The sequence below is a fragment of the Alistipes onderdonkii genome (genome assembly GCF_025145285.1).
Lineage (GTDB): Bacteria > Bacteroidota > Bacteroidia > Bacteroidales > Rikenellaceae > Alistipes > Alistipes onderdonkii.
Map to the genome: position 1 here is coordinate 3011864 of NZ_CP102251.1, position 19945 is coordinate 3031808.

Consider the following 19945-nt stretch of genomic DNA (forward strand, 5'->3'; position numbering starts at 1 on the left):
TCAATGCGCAAAGGTATAAAAATATTGGGAAAGGTGTTCTCGGTAGCGGTTTTGTTGCTGATAATTCTGCCCATGGTGCTCTCGTTGCTGCTCGATATCCCCGCCGTGCAGAATTACGTGGTACAGAAAGCCGTGCGCATCGTGTCTAAGACGCTCGAGACCACCGTGAGCATCGACCGCGTGGACATCGGGCTTTTCAGCAAGGTCAAGGTCAAGGGCTTCTACGTCGAGGATTACCAGCGCGACACGCTGCTCTACGTCGGCAAGATAGACGCTTACATCACGGGGCTGGGCATTTTCGGCGGCGGAGTGGTGTTCAGCCGCGGCGAGATCAGCGGGGCGAAGCTCTACCTGCGCGAGACCCCCGAGGGGGAGATGAACATCAAGCAAATCGTCAACCGCATCAGCGACCCCGACAAGCCCAGGAAGGGAAATTTCCGCCTGTCGCTGCGCAAGGCTTCCATCGAAGGCATGGATCTCTGTCTGGAGCGGCTCACGAGGCGCGATCCCGAATTCGGCATCGACTTCGGCCATATGCACCTCTACGGCATCACGGCGCACGTCAGCGACTTCACCATCGACGGGCAGTCGATCTATACCACCATCGAGGCCATGTCGGCACGTGAGCGCAGCGGCTTCGTGCTCGACCATTTCTCGGGGCGTTTCTACCTGACCAACGGTGCGCTGGGTTTCGAGGATACCTCTGTCGTCACGCCCCGTTCGAACGTCGACATCCCCTACATTTCGCTCGTCGGCGATTCGTGGGCCGGCTACAAGGATTTCCTGGGCGAGGTGCGCCTCGACGGCAGACTGCGCAACAGCACCGTCTCCACGGACGACATCGCCTATTTCGCCCCGCGGCTCCGCGGGTGGCATACCGTTTTCAGCAATATCGACATCGAGGTCGCGGGCGTCGTCTCCGATTTCACGGGCAAGGTCAGGAGCCTGCAGGTGGGTGAGGGAACGTGGTTCACGGCCGATGCCGCGGTCAGGGGGCTGCCCGACATCCGCACGACGCATTTCGACCTGACGATTCCGCGCCTGACCTCCACGGCCGAATCCATCGACGCCCTGGCGGCCGGCATCGGCGGCCGTGCGCTCTCCGACAAGCTGGTCGCGATCCTCGGGAATTCGGGCGACATCGACGTCAGCGCCCGTTTCCGCGGGCTGCTCTCCTCGTTCGACATGCGGGTGGGTGCCAAGACCGACGTGGGCGGCATCGACTGCAACCTGCAGCTGAGCCCCTTGCGCGGCGGGCGCAGCAGCGTCAAGGGCGACGTGGCCGCACGCAACCTCAGGCTGGGCGAACTGCTCGGCCGCCGCGACCTGCTGGGCAACGCCACGCTCACGGCCTTCGTCGACGGCGTCGTCGGGCGTGGTTTCACCGACGCCAATGTCGTGGGCAACGTCACGCAGCTGGGCTTCAACGGCTATGTCTACGATTCGCTGCGCCTCGACGGGCGGCTTCGCAACCGCGAGTTCGACGGCCGTATCACGGCACGCGACCCCAACCTCGATTTCGATTTCCTCGGCATGGTCGACTTCAACGACTCGGTGCCCCGTTACGACTTTACGATGGATCTGCGCCGTGCCGACCTGGCCCGGCTGCATGTCAACCGCCGCGACTCGGTCTCGGAACTCTCGGCGCATATCGTCGCCAAGGCCGGCGGCCGCTCGCTCGACGACCTGAACGGCCGCATCCAGGTCACCGACGTCCTCTACCGCTATAACGACAAGCAGCTCACGTCGAAGAGCATGACCGTCACGGGCGAGAACTCGGCCCGGAGCAAGCTGGTCGAACTGCGCTCGGACTTCGCCGACGCCACGTTCCGCAGCAAGACCAGCTACCGCGAGGTCTTCCGTTACCTGCGTGCGAGTGCCTGGAAATACCTCCCCCTGTTGCGACACGGCGACGAGGAGTCGGTGCCCCGCGCATCGGGGGTGGCCGTCGCCAACGACTATTCGCTCCTCTCGGTCGACGTCCGCCATATCGACCCGATCGCAGATGCCATCTCACCCGGCCTGCAGGTCGCCGACGGCTCGTCGCTGCAATTGCTTTTCAACCCCGCGAGCGACCAGCTTTCGCTCAAGGCGACTTCGGAATATATCGAACGCAAACGTATGCTGGCCACGCGGCTCAACGTCAACGCTTCGAACCGGGGCGATTCGCTCACGGTCTATGCTTCGGCCGAAGACCTCTATGCGGGTATGCTCCACCTGCCGGGGCTTTCGCTCACGGGCGGTGCCAAGCAGGGGCGCGTGCAGCTTTCGGCAGGGTTCAACGATACGCTGCGCAAGGTATCCGGACTGGTGGGCGTCCGGGCCGACGTAGTCGACGAGCACGGGCCCAACGGCCGCGTCGTCGACCTGCGCATCCTGCCGTCGCACATCACCCGCGGCTCGAAGACCTGGCAGATTTTCGCCCACAAGATACAAATCGACACGGCGCAGGTCGTGATCGACAAGTTCTTCGTGATGAACCGCGAGCAGGAACTTCTGCTGGACGGTATCGCTTCGCGCAGCCGCGAGGATTCGGTGACGCTGCGCCTGCGCAATTTCGACCTCGCGCCCTTCACGCAGGTCATCGAACGCATGGGCTACGTCTTCGAGGGGCGCACCAACGGCTCCGCGACGATGAAATCAGCGCTCCATGCGGGCGAGATCACGGCCGACATCCTGCTCGACAGCCTTCAGGTCAACGACATACCCGCACCGCCGCTGCGCCTCACCTCGCGTTGGGATTTCCTGCGCAACCGTGCGGGCGTTACCGTCACCGACCGCCATAAGCGCGATACGCTGGTGCGGGGCTTCTACGCCCCGTCGCAGGTGCGCTACTATGCCCGCCTGGACGTCGACAGCCTCGACATGGGGCTGCTCGACCCGATCCTCACGGGCGTCATTTCCGATACCCGGGGGCACGCCTCCGCCGACCTGGTGCTCCAGGGGCAGCGCCGCGAGGCCGACCTCACGGGCGAAATCCGCGTCACGGGGCTGTCGACGTGCGTCGATTTCACACAGGTGCCCTACACCATGCCCCGGGCGGTGCTGAGCGTCAAGGGCAACCGCTTCCGGGCTTCGAACGTCCCGATATTCGACCCCGAGGGCAACGAGGGGCGCTTCGACATCGACCTGAGCCTGCAACACCTCTCGAACATCGCCTACGATGTACGCGTCGCACCCCGGCAGATGATGGTGCTCAACACCACCCCGCAGGACAACGACTCTTTCTACGGCCGTGTCTACGCCACGGGCTCCGCCCGTATTTCGGGCGACAAGGGGCTCGTAAAGATGGATATCGCCGCCACGACCGACGACCGTTCGTCGTTCTTCATGCCGCTGTCCAGCAAGTCCAATATATCGAGCGCCGACTTCGTGACCTTCAGGGAACCGGCCAGGGTCGATACGGTCGACAACCTCGCCCGCAAGAAGATGATGTTCGAACGCAAGCGGCAGCAGAAGTCCGACGCCGGCAGCCAGATGGATATCTCGCTGGCGCTGAACGTGCGGCCGGGCGTCGAGGTCGAACTCACCGTCTCGGGCAACACGCTCCGGGCGCGCGGCGACGGTACGCTCAACCTGCAGATCAACCCCCGTTCCAACGTCTTCGAGATGTACGGCGACTATACCATCACCGAAGGGAGCTTCCTCTTCTCGCTGCAGAACATCATCAACAAGAGGTTCGTCATCGAGAACGGCTCCACGATCCAGTGGACGGGCTCGCCGATGGACGCCATGCTCAACATTAACGCCATCTATAAGCTCAAGGCGTCGTTGCAGCCCCTGTTGCAGGGTACGTCCGACAACCTCACGGCCGACCGTTCGGTGCCCGTGGAGTGCGTCATCCACCTCGGCGAGCGGCTTTCCAACCCGGCCGTCACTTTCGACGTGCATGTCCCCGGCACCGACCCCGAGACGCAGACCGTGATCGCCAATGCCCTCACCACGCCCGAGACGGTCGATACGCAGTTCGCCTACCTCCTGCTGTTCAACAGCTTCATGGGCGAGAACAGTTCGTCGTCGTCGAACATCGGCACCTCGGTCTCGGCCGCCACGGGGCTGGAATTCGTGTCGAACATGGTGAGCAACCTACTCTCGAATGACGACTACAACATCGTCATCCGCTACCGTCCCAAGTCGGAACTGACCAGCGACGAAGTGGACTTCGGCCTTTCGAAGAGCCTGATCAACAACCGCCTGTTCGTCGAGGTCGAGGGCAACTACCTGATCGACAACAAGCAGGCTGTGAACAGTTCGATGTCCAACTTCATGGGCGAGGCGTACATCACCTACCTGATCGACCGTGCCGGGACGCTCAAGGCCAAGGCCTTCACGCAGACCATCGACCGTTTCGACGAGAACCAGGGTCTGCAGGAGACCGGCATCGGTATCTATTTCAAGGAGGATTTCAATAATTTCCGGGATCTGCGGCGGCGTATCAGGGAGCGCTTCACCAACAAGAAACGCAAGGCGCGGCGCGAAGCCCGGCGGCAGGCCGCCCGCGAGGAAAAGGAGCGGCTGCGGCAGCCGGCGGATACGCTTTCGGCCCTGCGGCCCGTTATGGATAAGAAGGACGAAAACAACTGAACGGCAGAAAAAGAACTCGAATCAAACAATAACAATTTTTCTTTAAACTATGATGACATTTTTGCAGGCTGCCGAGGCGGTGGCCACCAGTGAAGAAACCCGCATGGGACTTTGGAAACTGTTTTCGATGGGCGGCTGGCTGATGTGGCCGCTGCTGGCGCTGGGCGGCGTGACGATCTTCATCTTCGTCGAACGCTTCATGGCCATCCGCAAGGCGTCGGTGCTGGACATGAATTTCATGAACCGCATCCGCGACTACATTTCCGACGGCAAGATCCATACGGCCGTGAACCTGTGCAAGAAGACCGACACGCCAATCGCCCGCATGATCGAGAAGGGCATCGAGCGCATCGGCCGCCCGATGAGCGACGTGCAGACCGCCATCGAGAACGTCGCCAACCTCGAAGTCTCGAAGCTCGAAAACGGCCTTCCCTTCCTGGCGACGATCGCCGGCGGCGCCCCGATGATCGGTTTCCTCGGTACGGTGCTCGGTATGGTGCAGACCTTCATGGATATGGCGGCTGCGGGCGGCACGGTCGACCTGAGCCTGCTGGCCAGCGGCATGTACGTGGCGATGGTCACCACGGTCGGCGGTCTTATCGTCGGCATCCCGGCCTATTTCGGCTACAACTACCTCGTGGCACGCATCGAGAAGCTGGTCTTCCAGATGGAGGCCAACTCGATCGCCTTCATGGACATCCTGAATCAACCCGTTCAAAAATAACGCGCTATGGCAATCAAACACGGATCGAAAGTCGATAAATCCTTCTCGGCATCGTCGATGACCGACCTGATGTTCCTGCTGCTGCTGTTCCTGCTGATCGCTACGACGCTGATCAACCCCAATGCCCTGAAGCTGATGCTTCCCAAGAGCTCGAACATGCTCAAGGACAAGGCGGTGACCACGGTGTCGATCCAGGATACGGGGCACGGCAAGTACCGCTACTATGTCGAATTGCAGGACGTGGGGTCGGTCGAGGGCGTGGAACGGGCGCTCAAATCGCGCCTCGACGGGCAGAAGGAGCCCACCGTATCGCTGCATGCCGATAAGACGGTGGCATGGGACGAGATCATCAAGGTGATGAACGTCGCCAAGAACAACGGATATAAACTCATTGCGGCGACATCGCCGGAATAAAGGCCTATGTACTATTACGACCCGAACGGCAAGTCGCCCCGCAGGTGGGCGGCGATCGCGGCGGCAGCCTATGTGCTGCTGATCGCCGCTTCGTTCGCATTGGTCTCGTTCGATTTCCGGAAGATCCACGACAAACCCGGCGATACGATCCTGGTCGATTTCACCGAACCGCCTGCCCCCGAGCGCCCCAAGCCGCCCGTGAAGGCGGCTACCGAGCCCCGCGTGCATGACAAGGCCGCCCCCGTGGAACAGACCGCGCAGGTGGCGGGCAAGGACGAGACGACGCAGACGCCCAACCCCAAAGCGCTGTTCAAGATGAACAAGGGCGGGGCCGACGAACCCGACAATGCGGGCAACCCCCGCGCGCCCCAGGGCGAGGACAAGGCGAGCGGCGACGGCCCGGGGCTGAACCCCGACGGGCTCGACCAGCTCGACCAGGGGCTCCAGGGACGCGGCCTTGTGGGCAACCTGCCCAAACCTTCGTATCCCGGTTCGAAGAGCGGGAAAGTCGTCATCCGCGTTACGGTGGACGCCAAGGGCAAGGTGACGGGCGCTTCCTACGAACCGAAAGGCTCGACGACCGATGCCGCCGAGCTTGTCGAGGCGGCGAAGAGCGCGGCGCTGAAGGCCCGCTTTACGGAGAGCCGCGCCACGCTGCAGGGCGGGACGATCACTTATGTTTTCCGTATGGAGTAATTTTTGAAACGAGCGTATACATGCGAACCTTATTACTGACAATCCTCGGGTGCCTGGCCTTCACGGCGGGACATGCCGGGGCGGCGGCGCAAAACCCGGCCCCGGAAACGGCCGGGGCGCAGCAGGACGCGAAGGCGCGGGGGGCGCACCTTCGCATGGAGGTCGCCGGCCACGATTTCGGCGACGTACCCCGCAAGGGCGGCGACCTGGTGCGGGAATTTACCTTTACCAACGACGGCACGGCGCCGCTCGTGGTGACGCGCGTCATCACGTCGTGCTCGTGCCTCAAGGCGTCGTTCCCCAAACGTCCCGTACCGCCCGGCGGACAGGGCGTGATCCGCATCACCTACGAACCCCACAAGAGCGAACCGGGCGTGTTCAACAAGGTGATCCAGGTCTATTCGAACTCCGTGGACGGACGCGATGTCATCACCGTGCAGGGCAATTCGATCGACACCCCGCCGCGCAAGATAAAGACCGACAAAGTGAAAGTGAAATACAAATAATATGGACATCCTGTTTACCAACGCAACGATCCTGCCGATGACGGCGGCCGGGGACGAACCCAGAACCTTCACGGGGGCTGTGGGCGTCGCGGGCAACCGCATCGCGCTCGTCACTGCGTCCGGCTCCGAAGCCGACGCGTTCCGCACCTGCAGTCCCGGCGTGCGGGTCATCGACTGCACGGGCCGGCTCCTGATGCCGGGCCTTGTGAATACGCATTGCCATGCGGCCATGACGCTGCAACGCAGCTATGCCGACGACATCGCCCTGATGGAGTGGCTCAACGACTATATATGGCCTTTCGAGGCGCGCCAGACGGCCGACGACGTGGCGCTGGGCATGACGCTCGGCATCGTCGAGATGCTCCTGGGCGGCGTCACCTCGTTCGTGGATATGTATTACCACGAGAACCGCTGCGTGGAGGTCGCCCGGCGGCTGGGCATCCGCGCGATGCTGGGATGCAACTATTTCGACAACAATGTCGACGAGGTGCTGCCCGAGGCGGAGAAGGCCGTTGCGCTGGCTGCTGACTGCGACCGCATACAGATTGCCCTCGCACCCCATTCGCCCTATACCGTGTCGCCCGAAAACCTGCGGCGCGGCAAGGAGCTGGCCCGCAAATGGGGGCTGCATTTCATGACCCATATCGCCGAGACGCGGGACGAGGTGCGTATCGTGCGCGAAAAATACGCCGCGACACCCGTCGAGCACCTCGATGCGCTGGGTATGCTCGACGACAAGACCATCGGCGCACACTGCATCCATGTCACCGACAGCGACATCCGCACGCTGGCCCAGCGGGGGGTGGCCGTGTCGCACAACCCGCAGAGCAACATGAAGATTTCGAGCGGCGTGGCTCCTGTCGAGAAGATGCGGGCCGCGGGTGCGCTGGTGACCATCGGCACCGACGGCACCTGCTCGAACAACGACCTCGACATGTTCGAGGAGCTGCGCACGGCGGCCTTCCTGCAAAAATCCGCCACGGGCGATCCCGTGGCGCTCCCGGCCTACGAGGCGCTGAAACTGGCTACGGTCAACGGCGCCCGCGCCATGGGCTATGCGGAGGGTGAGCTGGGCGTCATCCGCCCCGGGGCGCTGGCCGACCTGATCGTCGTCGACCTGCAGAAACCCCACTTGCAGCCGATCCACGACCTGGTCTCGAACCTGGTCTATTGCGGCAAGGCGTCGGATGTCGACACGGTGGTGGTCGACGGCCGCATCGTGGTCGAAAACCGCCGTGTGGCCGGTGTCGACCTGCCGAAGCTGTACGCCGACGTCGCCGCGGCCGTGGAACGCATAACCGGGAGATAAGGGAATGCCGGGGAAAATTCGATTCGGCATGGTCGGCACCGGGTTCATCGCCGACTGGGTGCTGGCCGGGGCGCGGCAGGACGCGCGCTTCGAGGCCGTGGCGATCTGTTCGCGTTCGCAGGAGAGGGCCGACGCCTTCGCTGCGAAGCACGGCATCCCGCATACCTTCACCTCGCTCGGGCAGATGGCGGCAAGCCCGCTCGTCGACGCCGTTTACATCGCCACGCCCAATTTCCTGCACGCGTCGCAGAGCATCCTCTGCATGCGCCACGGCAAGCACGTGCTGTGCGAGAAGCCCCTGGCCTCCAATGCCCGCGAGGCGCGGCAGATGGTCGCTGTCGCCCGCGAATGCGGCGTCACGCTCATGGAGGCCATGATCTCGACGCTCAACCCCAATTTCCGCGTCGTGCAGGAGTACCTGCCCCGGCTCGGGACGATCCGCCGCTATTTCGCCAGCTTCTGCCAGTACTCCTCGCGCTACGACAAGTTCCGGCAGGGGATCGTGCTCAACGCCTTTAACCCCGAACTGTCGAACGGCGCCATGATGGACATCGGGGTCTATACCGTCTATCCGATGGTCGCGCTGTTCGGGCGTCCGCTGGGGGTCGAAGCGCAGGGCATCGTCCTCTCTTCGGGTGCCGACGGGCAGGGCGTCGTCAATTTCCGCTACGAGGGGATGAATGCCACGGTGCTCTACTCCAAGATCGCCAATTCGTCGCTTCCGACCGAGATCGAGGGCGAGGAGGGCAACCTGTTGCTGGACGCCATCCACACCATCCGCGACGTGGCGTACCTTCCGCGCCCGGCGGCCGCTTCGGGGCGGGGCGACGCCCCCGTCCGCCACAGCGTCGGGCTCCCCCTGGAGAAGGATACCTATTATTATGAGGTCGCGGAGTTCATCGACCTCATCGAACAGGGACGGATAGAATCCGCCGTCAACAGCCACGAAAACTCCCTCGTGACGATGGAGATCATCGACCAGGTGCGCCGCCAGCTGGGCGTGTCCTATCCCGCCGACAGGTTGCCGTAGAGGTGTAGCGCTTGTCCGTCCGGGAACCTTTCTCCCCGTCCGGCGGCCTCCTTTCCCGGCCGACCAACGCCGTTGCGCGTCCCAAGCCCGCCATTTGCGACCGACAAGCGTTGCAGCCCTGCCCGCAGCCCGCCTTTTGCGGCCGACAAACTGCCTCAGGCCGGGAGCGTCGCGGCCCGAAAGCCCGCCTCTTTGCCGGCAACCGCGGTTGTGAGACCGGGTGCCTGCCCTTTCCGGCCGGTGAGGGTCGTCCCTGCCCGAGGATAAAACAGCAGGCCTGTCCCCGCATGGGACAGGCCTGCTGTTTGTTGTCTCCGGCTGGTTTTCGTCGGTGCGGAGGACGCACCCGCCGCTATTTCTTCCGCAGGTAAACCGTCGCCGTGCGCGAGGTGTTGTAGATGCGGATATGGGGCCGTTCGGTGTTGTCGCCGTCGCGTGCCGGGAACGAGAAATGCTCGGCGTCCATCGCCTGCCGCTGTTGCCCTCCGAAGCGCTTTTCGTCGGTCGAGAGCACGGGCACATACTTGCCCGGCGCCTGCACGGGCAGTTCGTAGTCGGGGATCGAGGCCGTGGGGTGCCAGTTGAACACGAACAGCAGGTTGCCGTGCGAGAAAACCATCGTCTTGTTGCACTCGTCCATCGCGAGGTTCCAGGCATAACCGTCCGCGAGTACCTTGTAACGCTTCACCAGCTTTATCATCGCCTTGTCGAAATCCCCCAGCCACGAGTAGCGCAGGAACCCGTTCTTCGCCAGCGACCATTGCCGCCGGGCGTGGGCATAGCTCCAGCCGTTGCCTTCGCGCGGGAAGTCGATCCACTCGGGGTGTCCGAACTCGTTGCCCATGAAGTTGAGGTAGGCCTGCCCGCCCGTCGAGATGGTCATCAGGCGGATCATCTTGTGCAGCGCCATGCCGCGGTCGATCACGATATTCTCCGACGCCTTGTCCATGTGGAAATACATCTCCTTGTCCATCAGCCGGAATGCCAGCGTCTTGTCGCCCACCAGCGCCTGGTCGTGCGATTCGGCATAGGCCACGGTTTTCACTTCGGGCAGGCGGTTGGTCATGACGTCCCACATTTCCCATATGTTCCACTCCTCGTCGGGCACCTCCTTCAGCTCCTTGATCCAGAAGTCGGGGATCGCCATCCCCAGCCGGTAGTCGAACCCGATGCCGCCGTCGGCGATGGGGATGCACATGCCCGGCATTCCGCTCACGTCCTCGGCGATGGTCACGGCCGCCGGCCGGAAGTCGTGCACCAGGCGGTTGGCGAGCGTCAGGTAGGTCAGCGCGTCGCGGTTGACCCCCTCGTCGAAGAAGCGTTCGCGGCAGTCGAAGTCGACATAGCCGTGGTGGTGGTAGATCATCGACGTTACGCCGTCGAAGCGGTAGCCGTCGAAATGGAACTCGTCGAGCCAGTACTTGACGTTCGACAGCAGGAAATGCTGTACCTCGTCCTTGCCGTAGTCGAAGAGCTTCGAGTCCCAGTAGGGCTGGTAGCCGGCCTTGCCGGGCAGCGAGTACAGATGGTCGGTGCCGTCCAGTTCGTCGATGCCTTCGTTGAGGTTGCGGACATAGTGGGCATGCACCAGATCCATGATGACCGCCAGCCCCAGCTCGTGGGCGCGGCGCACCAGCTCTTTCAGCTCCTCGGGCGTGCCGCAGCGCGATGCGGGTGCGAAGAAACTCGACACGTGGTAACCGAACGACCCGTAATAGGGGTGCTCGGCGATGGCCATGAGCTGCACGGCGTTGTAGCCGTCCTTTTTTATTATAGGTAGTATTTTCTCCGTGAATTCGCGGTAGGTGCCCACGCCCTCCTTTTCCTGCGCCATGCCCACATGGGCCTCGTAGATCAGCAGGCTGCCGTTCTTCGAGGCGTCGAACGCGTCGCCCTGCCAGTCGAACGGCTCCGGCGCCCAGAACTGAGCCGTGTAATTCTTCGTCGCTTCGTCCTGTACCACGCGCGTGGCATAGGCCGGGATGCGGTCTTTCCAGCCGTTGTCGCCGTGGACGTGGAGCTTGTAGAGCGACCCGTGGCGGAGCCGGTCGCGGTACATCGCCTCCGGGAAGAAGGCGCTCCATACGCCGTGCGCGTCGCGCTGCATACGTATCTCGGTACGCTGCCAGTTGTTGAAATCCCCGAAGACGTAGACGTCGTGCGCGCCCGGCAGCCATTCGCGCAGCCACCATCCGTCGAGCAGCTCGTCCCGCTGCCAGCCGAAGTAACGGTAGCCGTTGGCGTAGTCGACGATCGAGCCTGCCGCCTGCTCGATCGCGTTTATTTTGTCCGTATACCGTTCGTAGCGGCGGTTGAGCTCCTGCTCGGCGGGGAGCAGCCACTCGTCGCGTTCTACGATCGGGAGCCTGCGGGTCGTTTTTTCCATAGTGGTTTTCCTTTTATACAAATATATGAATTTTTTTTCTATCTTTGTCCAAGACTAAAAAACAGCACCTTATTAAAAAAAATTACTAAAACCAAAATCAACTTATGAAAGGACAACCCAAAGGACTGATCGCGGCGGCCCTTGCCAATATGGGCGAGCGTTTCGGTTTCTACATCATGATGGCTATCCTGACCTTGTTCATCTCCGCCAAGTTCGGCCTGAACGAAACGACCGCGGGGTATATCTATTCGGGATTCTACGCTTCGATTTACCTGTTGGCGCTCGTCGGCGGTATCATTGCCGACAAAACCCGCAACTACAAGGGAACCATCATGTGGGGGCTCGTGGTGATGTCGCTGGGCTACCTGATCATTGCCATCCCCACGCCGACGCCCGTGTCCAGCCTGCCGCTCTACCTGACGCTGACGTGCGTCGGCCTGCTGGTGATAGCCTTCGGCAACGGCCTTTTCAAGGGCAATCTCCAGGCGCTCGTGGGGCAGATGTACGACAACAAGGAGTTCAGCGCCAAGCGTGAGTCGGGTTTCCAGATTTTCTATATGTTCATCAACATCGGGGGCTTCTTCGCGCCGTTCGTCGCCATCGGCGTGCGCAACTGGTGGCTCAAGGTCAACAATTTCGACTATAACGCCAAGCTGCCCGAGCTGTGCCACGAATACCTTGCCAAGGGCGAGCACATGGCCGGCGAGGGGCTTGCCAACCTCACGTCGTACGCCAATTCGGCCTACCTCGACGGCACGCCCGTGTCGGCTGCCGGCCTGCACGATTTCTGCAACGGCTACCTCGATGTCTTCAACCGCGGTTTCCACTATGCGTTCATCGCGGCCATCGTGATGATGCTCGTGTCGCTGGTCATCTACCTGTCCAACAAGCAGCGCTTCCCCGACCCGTCGAAGAAAGCCGCGGCCGGCGGTGCCAAGGCTTCGGCCGAGGAGATCACCATGTCGGCGCAGGAGATCCGCCAGCGCATCTACGCACTGTTCGCCGTGTTCGGCGTCGTGATCTTCTTCTGGGTTTCGTTCCACCAGAACGGTTATTCGCTGACCTATTTCGCACGTGACTACGTCAACCTCGACGTCATCAACATCAACCTGGGCTTCACGACCATCAAGGGCGCCGAGATTTTCCAGAGCGTCAACCCCTTCTTCGTCGTGACCCTCACGCCGCTGATCATGTGGTTCTTCGGTTGGCTGCGCAAACGCAACATCGAGGTTTCGACCCCGATGAAGATCGCCATCGGTATGGGTATCGCCGCCACGGCCTACCTCTTCCTGATGTTCTTCTCGTTCGCACTGCCCGACAAGGCCGCCCTCGCAGGCATGAAGGCCGACCAGGTGCAGTCGATCCTGGTGACCCCGTGGGTCATGGTGGGCCTCTATTTCATCCTTACCGTCGCCGAGCTCTTCATCTCGCCCCTCGGACTGGCATTCGTATCGAAGGTGGCGCCCCCGCACATGCAGGGCCTTATGCAGGGCTTCTGGCTGGCCGCTACGGCCGTGGGCAATGCGTTGCTGTTCGTCGGCGGATGGCTTTACATGCACACCCCGATGTGGGCTACGTGGTGCGTCTTCGTCGCAGCCTGCGGCATGTCGATGCTCGTCATGCTCTCGATGGTGCGCTGGCTCGAACGGGTGACGAAATAACCCCGTGTCATGTTCTCCCTATGGCCGCTGCGGACAAACCGCAGCGGCTTTTTTTTCGTAGACGGTGCGTGGGGCGTATCCCCCGGTGCGTGTCTCGATGGCATGCGTCCCTGCCGCGCCCGTGGGCTGGCATGCAGGCTCCGGCAGTCGTGTTCCTTCGCCCGTGCTGCGCTGATGCGAGCCCCCGCCGAACCGGCATGCGTTGCGGCAGTTTGCCCGGCGTCTCCCCGGATACGATCCCTACCGGCCTGAACGGACGGGGGATACCTCCCATATTGTTCGGATTTACTACATTGTTCGCCGTTCGGTGTGTTATTTGCTGATGAAACGACAGAAAACAGAAAACTTTTTTGGTTTCATGGGTTTTCTTTCTATATTTGCCACCGGATCCGAAATATTTGAATGCTATGACCCCTCCTCAGAAAGGACGCATTATCGACCAAGCCATGCAGATGTTCGTTTCGCAGGGTATCAAGTCGGTACGAATGGACGACATCGCGCAGCAGCTCGGGGTGTCGAAGCGGACGCTCTACGAGATGTTCGGCGATAAGGAAGGCCTGCTCTACCTGGCCATGGAACGCTATTCCGAACGTAACCGCCAGCGGTGGAACGAACTCACGGCCGACGCGCACGACGTTCTCGAAGCCATGTTCATGGTGCTGGGCGAAGTGATGGACAACGCCGAGGTTTCGCGCCGCATGATGGACAACCTCCGGAAGTTTTATCCCGCCGTGCACGACAAGCTGATGCGCGAGGGGATGGTGAAAAACCGCACGAGCCTGCGTTCGATGCTCGAACAGGGCATCGAGGCCGGGCTGTTCGTCAATAATTTCAACATCGACCTCTCCATTTCGGTGCTTTACTATACGGCTTCGGCCATCGTGACGCGCCGCGAGTTGATGCTGCCCGACGGGATGTCCGAACGCGAGGCGTTCGTGCAGATCATCAGCAATTTTTTCCGCGGCATTTCGACTGCCAAGGGCCTGCAGCTGATCGACGACAACCTGAAGCGGTACAAACTGTCGAAAACGGGAAATAAATTGAATTTGGATAGATGACTATGAAAAAACTGATTCTGACATTGTGCCTCGCGGCAACGGGTACGTTCGCTGCCGTGGCGCAGATGCGCCTCACGCTCGACCAGGCCCTCGACCTGGCGCTGAGCGAGAATCCCACCATCAAGGTCGCCGAGATGGAGGTGCAGCGCTACGACTATGTGAAACGCCAGACATGGGGCGGCCTGCTGCCGCAGGTGTCGGTGACCGGGCAGGTCAACCACAGCTTCATCGTACAGCAGATGTCCAAGGGCTTCTCGCTGGGCAACGACCCCTATACGACGCTCAGCGGGGCCGTGGATGCTTCGGTGCCGCTCTTCGCGCCGCAGGTTTACCGCATGATGAAGATGAACGACAAGCAGATGGCCACGGCCGTCGAAGCGGCGCGTTCGTCGCGCATCACGCTGACGGCCGAAGTCAAAAAGGCCTTCTACAACATCCTGCTCGCCGAGCAGTCGCTCGACGTGCTCCGCGAGTCGCAGGCCACCGTCCAGCGTACGGTCGACGACACGTCCGTGCAATATGAGAACGGGCTCACGTCGGAGTACGACCTGTTGACGGCGCAGGTGCAGCTCAGCAACCTGAAACCCTCGATCCTCCAGACCGAGAACTCGATCCGCATCGCCAAACTGATGCTCAAGATGTATCTTTCGATCCCCGAGCAGGTCGAAATCGAGGTCGAAGGCGAGCTGGACGCCATGCGCGACAAGGTGCTCGCCGGAACCGAGGGGCTTACGACCGACACTTCGGACAACTCCGACCTGCGCACGCTCGAACTGCAGGAGGATCTGCTCCGCCTCCAGCTCAAGGCCGAGAATGCGAGCCGCCTGCCGACCATCGGGGCGTTCGGCAACTTCACCCTCACCGGGAACAACATGGGCTCGGTGTCGTTCGACCAGGCGACGATGGAAATGACGACGATCAAGGACGGCTATTTCTGGCAGAACCCGCTTTCCGCCGGCATCCGCGTCTCCGTGCCGCTCTTTTCGGGGCTGACGAAGATGAACCGCTCGCGCGAGATCAAGAACCAGATTTCGCAGATCGGCCTCCAGCGGACATACGCCCGGCAGCAGGTCGACGTGCAGGTTCGCTCGGCGCTGAACGACCTGCTGACGGCGCGCGAGACGATGTACGCCCAGGAACTCACCGTCGAGCAGGCGCGCAAGGCCTACTCGATCTCCGACACCCGTTACCGTGCGGGGGCGGGTACGATCCTCGAGCTCAACAGCGCCCAGCTGGCGCAGACGCAGGCGCAGCTCAACTACTCGCAGGCGATCTTCGATTACCTGACGGCCAAGGCCGAGTACGACCGCATCGTCGGCAAGGAAAAATAGCGTGGAAATTGAAAAACAAAGATAGCATATGAAGAAAACAGCAGTTATATTGTTTGCCGCGGCTGCCCTCGCCGGCTGCAAAGGCAAAAACGGGGCAGGCGACGTGCAGCAGGACAACCGTGTGCTGACTAAAACCGAAACGGCGGAGTTCGCCACCGTGCAGCTTACCGAGGAGTTCACTTCGGAGATCGAGCCCTTCAGGGAGAACGACATCACTCCGGCGGCTTCGGGCGTGCACATCGACCGCATCCTGGTCGAAGTGGGCGACCCCGTGCGCGAGGGGCAGCTCATCGTGACGCTCGATCCGACGCAGTACACCCAGCAGCTCGTGCAGCTGAAGACCGTCGAGGACGATTACAACCGCCTGCTGCCCGTCTATGAGGCCGGCGGTATCTCGGCGCAGCAGATCCAGCAGGCCAAGGCGCAGCTGGACGTGCAGCGCGAGGTGGTCGCCAACCTCAAGAAGAACATCGAGGTGCGTTCGCCCATCACAGGCGTGGTCACGGCGCGCAACTACGAGTCGGGCGACCTCTTCTCGGCGCAGCCCATCCTGCACATCATGCAGATCGACCCGCTGAAGGTCATCGCCAATATTTCCGAGCAGTATTTCCCCAACGTGAAGGTCGGGATGCCCGTTGAGCTGAAGGTGGACATCTTTCCCGACCAGACCTTTACGGGTACCGTCTCGCTGATCTATCCGGCGCTCGACCCCACGACCCGTACGTTCAAGGTCGAGGTGAAGGTGCCCAATGCCCGGCGCACGCTGCGCCCGGGTATGTACGCCCGCACGATCTTCAACATGGGGCAGAAGGAGGGCGTCATGGTGCCCGACGTGGCCGTCCAGAAGCAGGTCGGCACTGCCGAGCGCTTCGTGTATGTCATCGAGGGCGATAGCGTTGCCCGTCGCCGCCGTGTCGATGTCGGACGCCAGGTCGGCGACCGCGTGGACATTCTTTCGGGCGTAGGGGCGGACGAAGCCGTGGCCGTCACGGCCCTTTCGAAACTCTACGACGGTGCCAAAGTGGAAATCAAACAGGAATAAAACGCCCCGAAACATATGAAAATATACGAAAGCGCGGTTCGGAAACCGGTCTCCACGGTGCTCATGTTCGTCGGCGTGATGGTCTTCGGGCTCTTCTCGCTGATGAACCTTGCGGTAGACCAGTACCCCGAAATCGAAATCCCCCAGATATCGGTCATCACCTTCTATCCCGGTGCCAACGCTGCGGATATCGAGACCAACATCACGCGTATCCTGGAGGATAACCTCAATACGGTGAGCAACCTCAAGAAACTGACCTCCAAGTCGCAGGACAACGTGTCGATGATCATTGTCGAATTCGAATACGGATCCGACTTGACCGAGGGCGCCAACGAGATCCGCGACGTGGTGAGCCGCAGCCAGTCGCAGTTGCCCGACGACATCGATTATCCTACGATCTTCAAGTTTTCGACCTCGATGATCCCCGTGATCATGCTTGCCGTGACGGCCGACGAGAGCTACCCGGCCCTGAAGAAGATCCTCGACGATAAATTCGTCAACGTCCTGAACCGTGTCGACGGCGTGGGTGCCGTGACGGTCATGGGCGCCCCCGAGCGCGAGGTGCAGGTCAATGTCGACCCGGCCAAGCTCGAAGCCTACAACCTGACCGTCGAGCAGCTGGGGCAGATCATCGCCGCCGAGAACGTCAACATCCCAAGCGGTACGATCGACATCGGCAACAATACGTTCAACATCAAGGCCGACGGCGAATTCAAGCTGAGCGACGAGATGCGCAAGGTCGTGGTTTCCAATGCCGGGGGACGCACGGTGATGCTCTCCGACGTGGCCGAGATCCGCGATACGCTCGAAAAGGCCACGATGGACGAACGCGCCAACGGGCAGCGGAGCGTGCGCGTGATGATCCAGAAGCAGTCGGGTGCCAACACCGTGGACATCGTCCATGAGATTCAGAAGCGCCTGCCCGACATCCAGGCGAGCCTTCCGCGCGACGTGAAGATGGAGACGATCTTCGAGGGGTCGCAGGAAATCACCAATGCCATCGGGTCGCTCTCGGAAACGATCATGTACGCCTTTATCTTCGTGGTGCTGGTGGTGATGGCCTTCCTCGGGCGGTGGAGGGCGACGCTCATCATCTGTATGACGATCCCCGTGTCGCTGATCTGTTCGTTCATCTACCTCTTCGCCACGGGCTCGACGCTCAATATCATCTCGCTCTCGTCGCTCTCGATCGCCATCGGTATGGTCGTCGACGATGCCATCGTGGTGCTGGAGAACATCACGACGCACATCGAGCGAGGTTCGAATCCCAAGGAGGCCGCCATCTACGCCACCAACGAGGTGTGGCTGTCGGTCATTGCCACCACGCTCGTGGTCGTTGCCGTGTTCCTGCCGCTGACAATGGTGCCGGGCATGGCGGGTATCCTCTTCCGCGAGCTGGGCTGGATCGTGACCATCGTGGTCTGCGTTTCGACTACGGCAGCCATTTCGCTGACCCCGATGATGTCCGCCTACCTCTTGAAACTCGAGGGCGGCGTGCACGATTACAAGGGGCTGGGTGTCATATACAAACCCATCGACCGGGCACTCGCATGGCTCGACGACGCCTATGCCCGCTCGCTGAACTGGGTGGTGCGCCACCGCCGTATCACGATCTTCTCGATGATGGGGCTTTTCCTGGTTTCGCTGGGGCTCGTCACGCAGGTGCCGACCGAATTCTTCCCGCCTTCGGATAACGGCTGGATCTCGGCCACGGTCAAACTGGAGCAGAACCTTTCGGTGGACTACACCGCGCGGATCGCCCGCCAGATCGACAGCATCATCTACAAGAACTATCCCGAGGTGACGCTCGTGTCGGCCTCGTCGGGCGCCAACTCGTCGGACGACGCGTTCGCTGCGATGCAGACCACCGGTTCGCACATCATCAATTACAACCTCAGCCTGCCCACCTCCGACAAGCGCGAGCGGTCGATCTACGTTATCTCCGACCTGCTGCGCAAGGAACTGGATCGCATCCCCGAGGTGCGGGAATATTCGGTGATGCCCGGCGGCGATAACGGCAGCATGAGCGGTTCGGCGACGGTCGACATCAAGGTTTTCGGCTACGACATGGACGTGACCAACGCCGTTGCCAACGACCTGAAGGAAAAGCTGGGCGGCCTGGAGGGTACGCGAGACGTGCAGCTTTCGCGCGACGACCTGCGTCCCGAACTCAACGTGGTCTTCGACCGTGACCGCCTTGCCTATTACGGCATGAACAGCGCTACGGCGTCGCAGGCCGTGCGCAACCGCATCGACGGCCTCGTGGCCTCGAAATACCGCGAGGACGGCGACGAATATGACATCGTGGTGCGCTATGCCGAACCGTTCCGCATGTCGCTCGGGGACGTGGAGAACATCACGCTTTACAACGGGCAGGGGCGCCCCGTGAAACTCAAGGAGGTCGGCCGCGTGCAGGAGGAGTATGCCGCGCCGATGATCGAGCGCGAGAACCGCCAGCGTGTGATCACGGTCAAGTCGTCGCTCGGAGCCGGCGTCGCCCTGGGCGACGTGGTGGCCGAGGTCGATCAACTCATCGCCGGGTATCCCGTGCCCGACGGCGTCGACCTCGAAATCGGCGGTACGGTCGAAGACCAGGGCGACGCCTTCAGCGATCTGGGCGTGCTGTTCATCCTGATTGTCATTTTGGTCTACATCGTGATGGCCACGCAGTTCGAATCGCTGCTCTTCCCGTTCATCATCATGTTCACCATCCCGTTCGCCGCCACGGGCGTTTTCCTGGCTTTGTGGATGACCTCCACGCCGATGTCGCTCATTGCCCTGATCGGCGCCATCATGCTGGTGGGCATCGTGACCAAGAACGGTATCGTGATGGTCGACTACATGAACCTGCTGGTCGAGCGCGGCTCGGGTGTCTTCGATGCCGTGATCGCCGGCGGAAAGAGCCGTCTGCGCCCTGTGCTCATGACTTCGTTCACGACCATTCTGGGTATGCTGCCGCTGGCGATCGGCACGGGTGTCGGGTCGGAGACGTGGCAGCCGATGGGTATCGCCGTGATCGGCGGACTTACCTTCTCGACCCTGCTGACGCTGTTCATCATCCCGGCGCTCTACTCGGTATTCGTCAACCGCTCGCAGCGCAAGGAGAAGGAGAAACTTGCCCGCCTGGCCGCCGAACACCAGGCCAGCAGGCATTAAACCGTTTATCCCGCCTGTCCGGTTGTTACCGTACCGGGCAGGCGGGAC

The 19945-nt window shown here is 61.6% G+C and carries 13 protein-coding genes; 12 read left to right on the plus strand and 1 reads right to left on the minus strand.

Translation table 11 applies throughout. The features are described from left to right. Positions 1-3 precede the first annotated feature (3 nt). From NQ559_RS12180 to NQ559_RS12210, 7 genes are read left to right on the plus strand one after another with little or no spacing between them, the layout of a single operon-like run. Positions 4-4584: a translocation/assembly module TamB domain-containing protein gene (locus NQ559_RS12180; RefSeq protein ID WP_033395334.1), complete on the plus strand. Its 4581-nt coding sequence runs from the start codon at positions 4-6 to the stop codon at positions 4582-4584. A gap of 49 nt (positions 4585-4633) precedes the next feature. Beyond that, positions 4634-5308, plus strand: coding sequence for a MotA/TolQ/ExbB proton channel family protein (locus NQ559_RS12185; RefSeq protein ID WP_018696962.1), 675 nt, complete (start codon positions 4634-4636; stop codon positions 5306-5308). Between the two features lie 6 nt (positions 5309-5314). Then, positions 5315-5722: an ExbD/TolR family protein gene (locus tag NQ559_RS12190; protein ID WP_018696961.1), complete on the plus strand. Its 408-nt coding sequence runs from the start codon at positions 5315-5317 to the stop codon at positions 5720-5722. A 6-nt stretch (positions 5723-5728) separates the two neighbouring features. Continuing rightward, positions 5729-6418: a TonB family protein gene (locus tag NQ559_RS12195; protein WP_018696960.1), complete on the plus strand. Its 690-nt coding sequence runs from the start codon at positions 5729-5731 to the stop codon at positions 6416-6418. Positions 6419-6438: 20 nt separating this feature from the next. Continuing rightward, positions 6439-6924 carry a DUF1573 domain-containing protein gene (locus tag NQ559_RS12200; protein ID WP_018696959.1) on the plus strand — a complete coding sequence of 162 codons (486 nt, stop codon included), beginning with the start codon at positions 6439-6441 and terminating at the stop codon, positions 6922-6924. Position 6925: 1 nt separating this feature from the next. Further along, positions 6926-8233 carry an amidohydrolase gene (locus tag NQ559_RS12205; protein ID WP_018696958.1) on the plus strand — a complete coding sequence of 436 codons (1308 nt, stop codon included), beginning with the start codon at positions 6926-6928 and terminating at the stop codon, positions 8231-8233. 4 nt (positions 8234-8237) lie between these two features. Next, on the plus strand, positions 8238-9263 hold the full coding sequence (locus tag NQ559_RS12210; protein ID WP_026318585.1) for a Gfo/Idh/MocA family protein: 1026 nt from the start codon (positions 8238-8240) through the stop codon (positions 9261-9263). A 352-nt stretch (positions 9264-9615) separates the two neighbouring features. On the opposite strand, the gene NQ559_RS12215 is transcribed toward NQ559_RS12210, so the two are convergent. Continuing rightward, positions 9616-11649: an alpha-amylase family glycosyl hydrolase gene (locus NQ559_RS12215; protein ID WP_018696956.1), complete on the minus strand. Its 2034-nt coding sequence runs from the start codon at positions 11647-11649 to the stop codon at positions 9616-9618. A 104-nt stretch (positions 11650-11753) separates the two neighbouring features. Between NQ559_RS12215 and NQ559_RS12220 the strand changes: the two genes are divergently transcribed. From NQ559_RS12220 to NQ559_RS12240, 5 genes are all read left to right on the plus strand, one after another. Then, on the plus strand, positions 11754-13310 hold the full coding sequence (locus tag NQ559_RS12220) for a peptide MFS transporter (protein ID WP_018696955.1): 1557 nt from the start codon (positions 11754-11756) through the stop codon (positions 13308-13310). A 407-nt stretch (positions 13311-13717) separates the two neighbouring features. Then, on the plus strand, positions 13718-14368 hold the full coding sequence (locus tag NQ559_RS12225; RefSeq protein WP_018696954.1) for a TetR/AcrR family transcriptional regulator: 651 nt from the start codon (positions 13718-13720) through the stop codon (positions 14366-14368). Between the two features lie 2 nt (positions 14369-14370). Further along, positions 14371-15699 carry a TolC family protein gene (locus NQ559_RS12230; RefSeq protein ID WP_018696953.1) on the plus strand — a complete coding sequence of 443 codons (1329 nt, stop codon included), beginning with the start codon at positions 14371-14373 and terminating at the stop codon, positions 15697-15699. A gap of 28 nt (positions 15700-15727) precedes the next feature. Next, positions 15728-16741, plus strand: a complete 1014-nt coding sequence (locus tag NQ559_RS12235; RefSeq protein ID WP_026318584.1) for an efflux RND transporter periplasmic adaptor subunit — start codon at positions 15728-15730, stop codon at positions 16739-16741. A 15-nt stretch (positions 16742-16756) separates the two neighbouring features. Then, on the plus strand, positions 16757-19897 hold the full coding sequence (locus tag NQ559_RS12240; protein ID WP_018696951.1) for an efflux RND transporter permease subunit: 3141 nt from the start codon (positions 16757-16759) through the stop codon (positions 19895-19897). Positions 19898-19945: the final 48 nt, after the last annotated feature.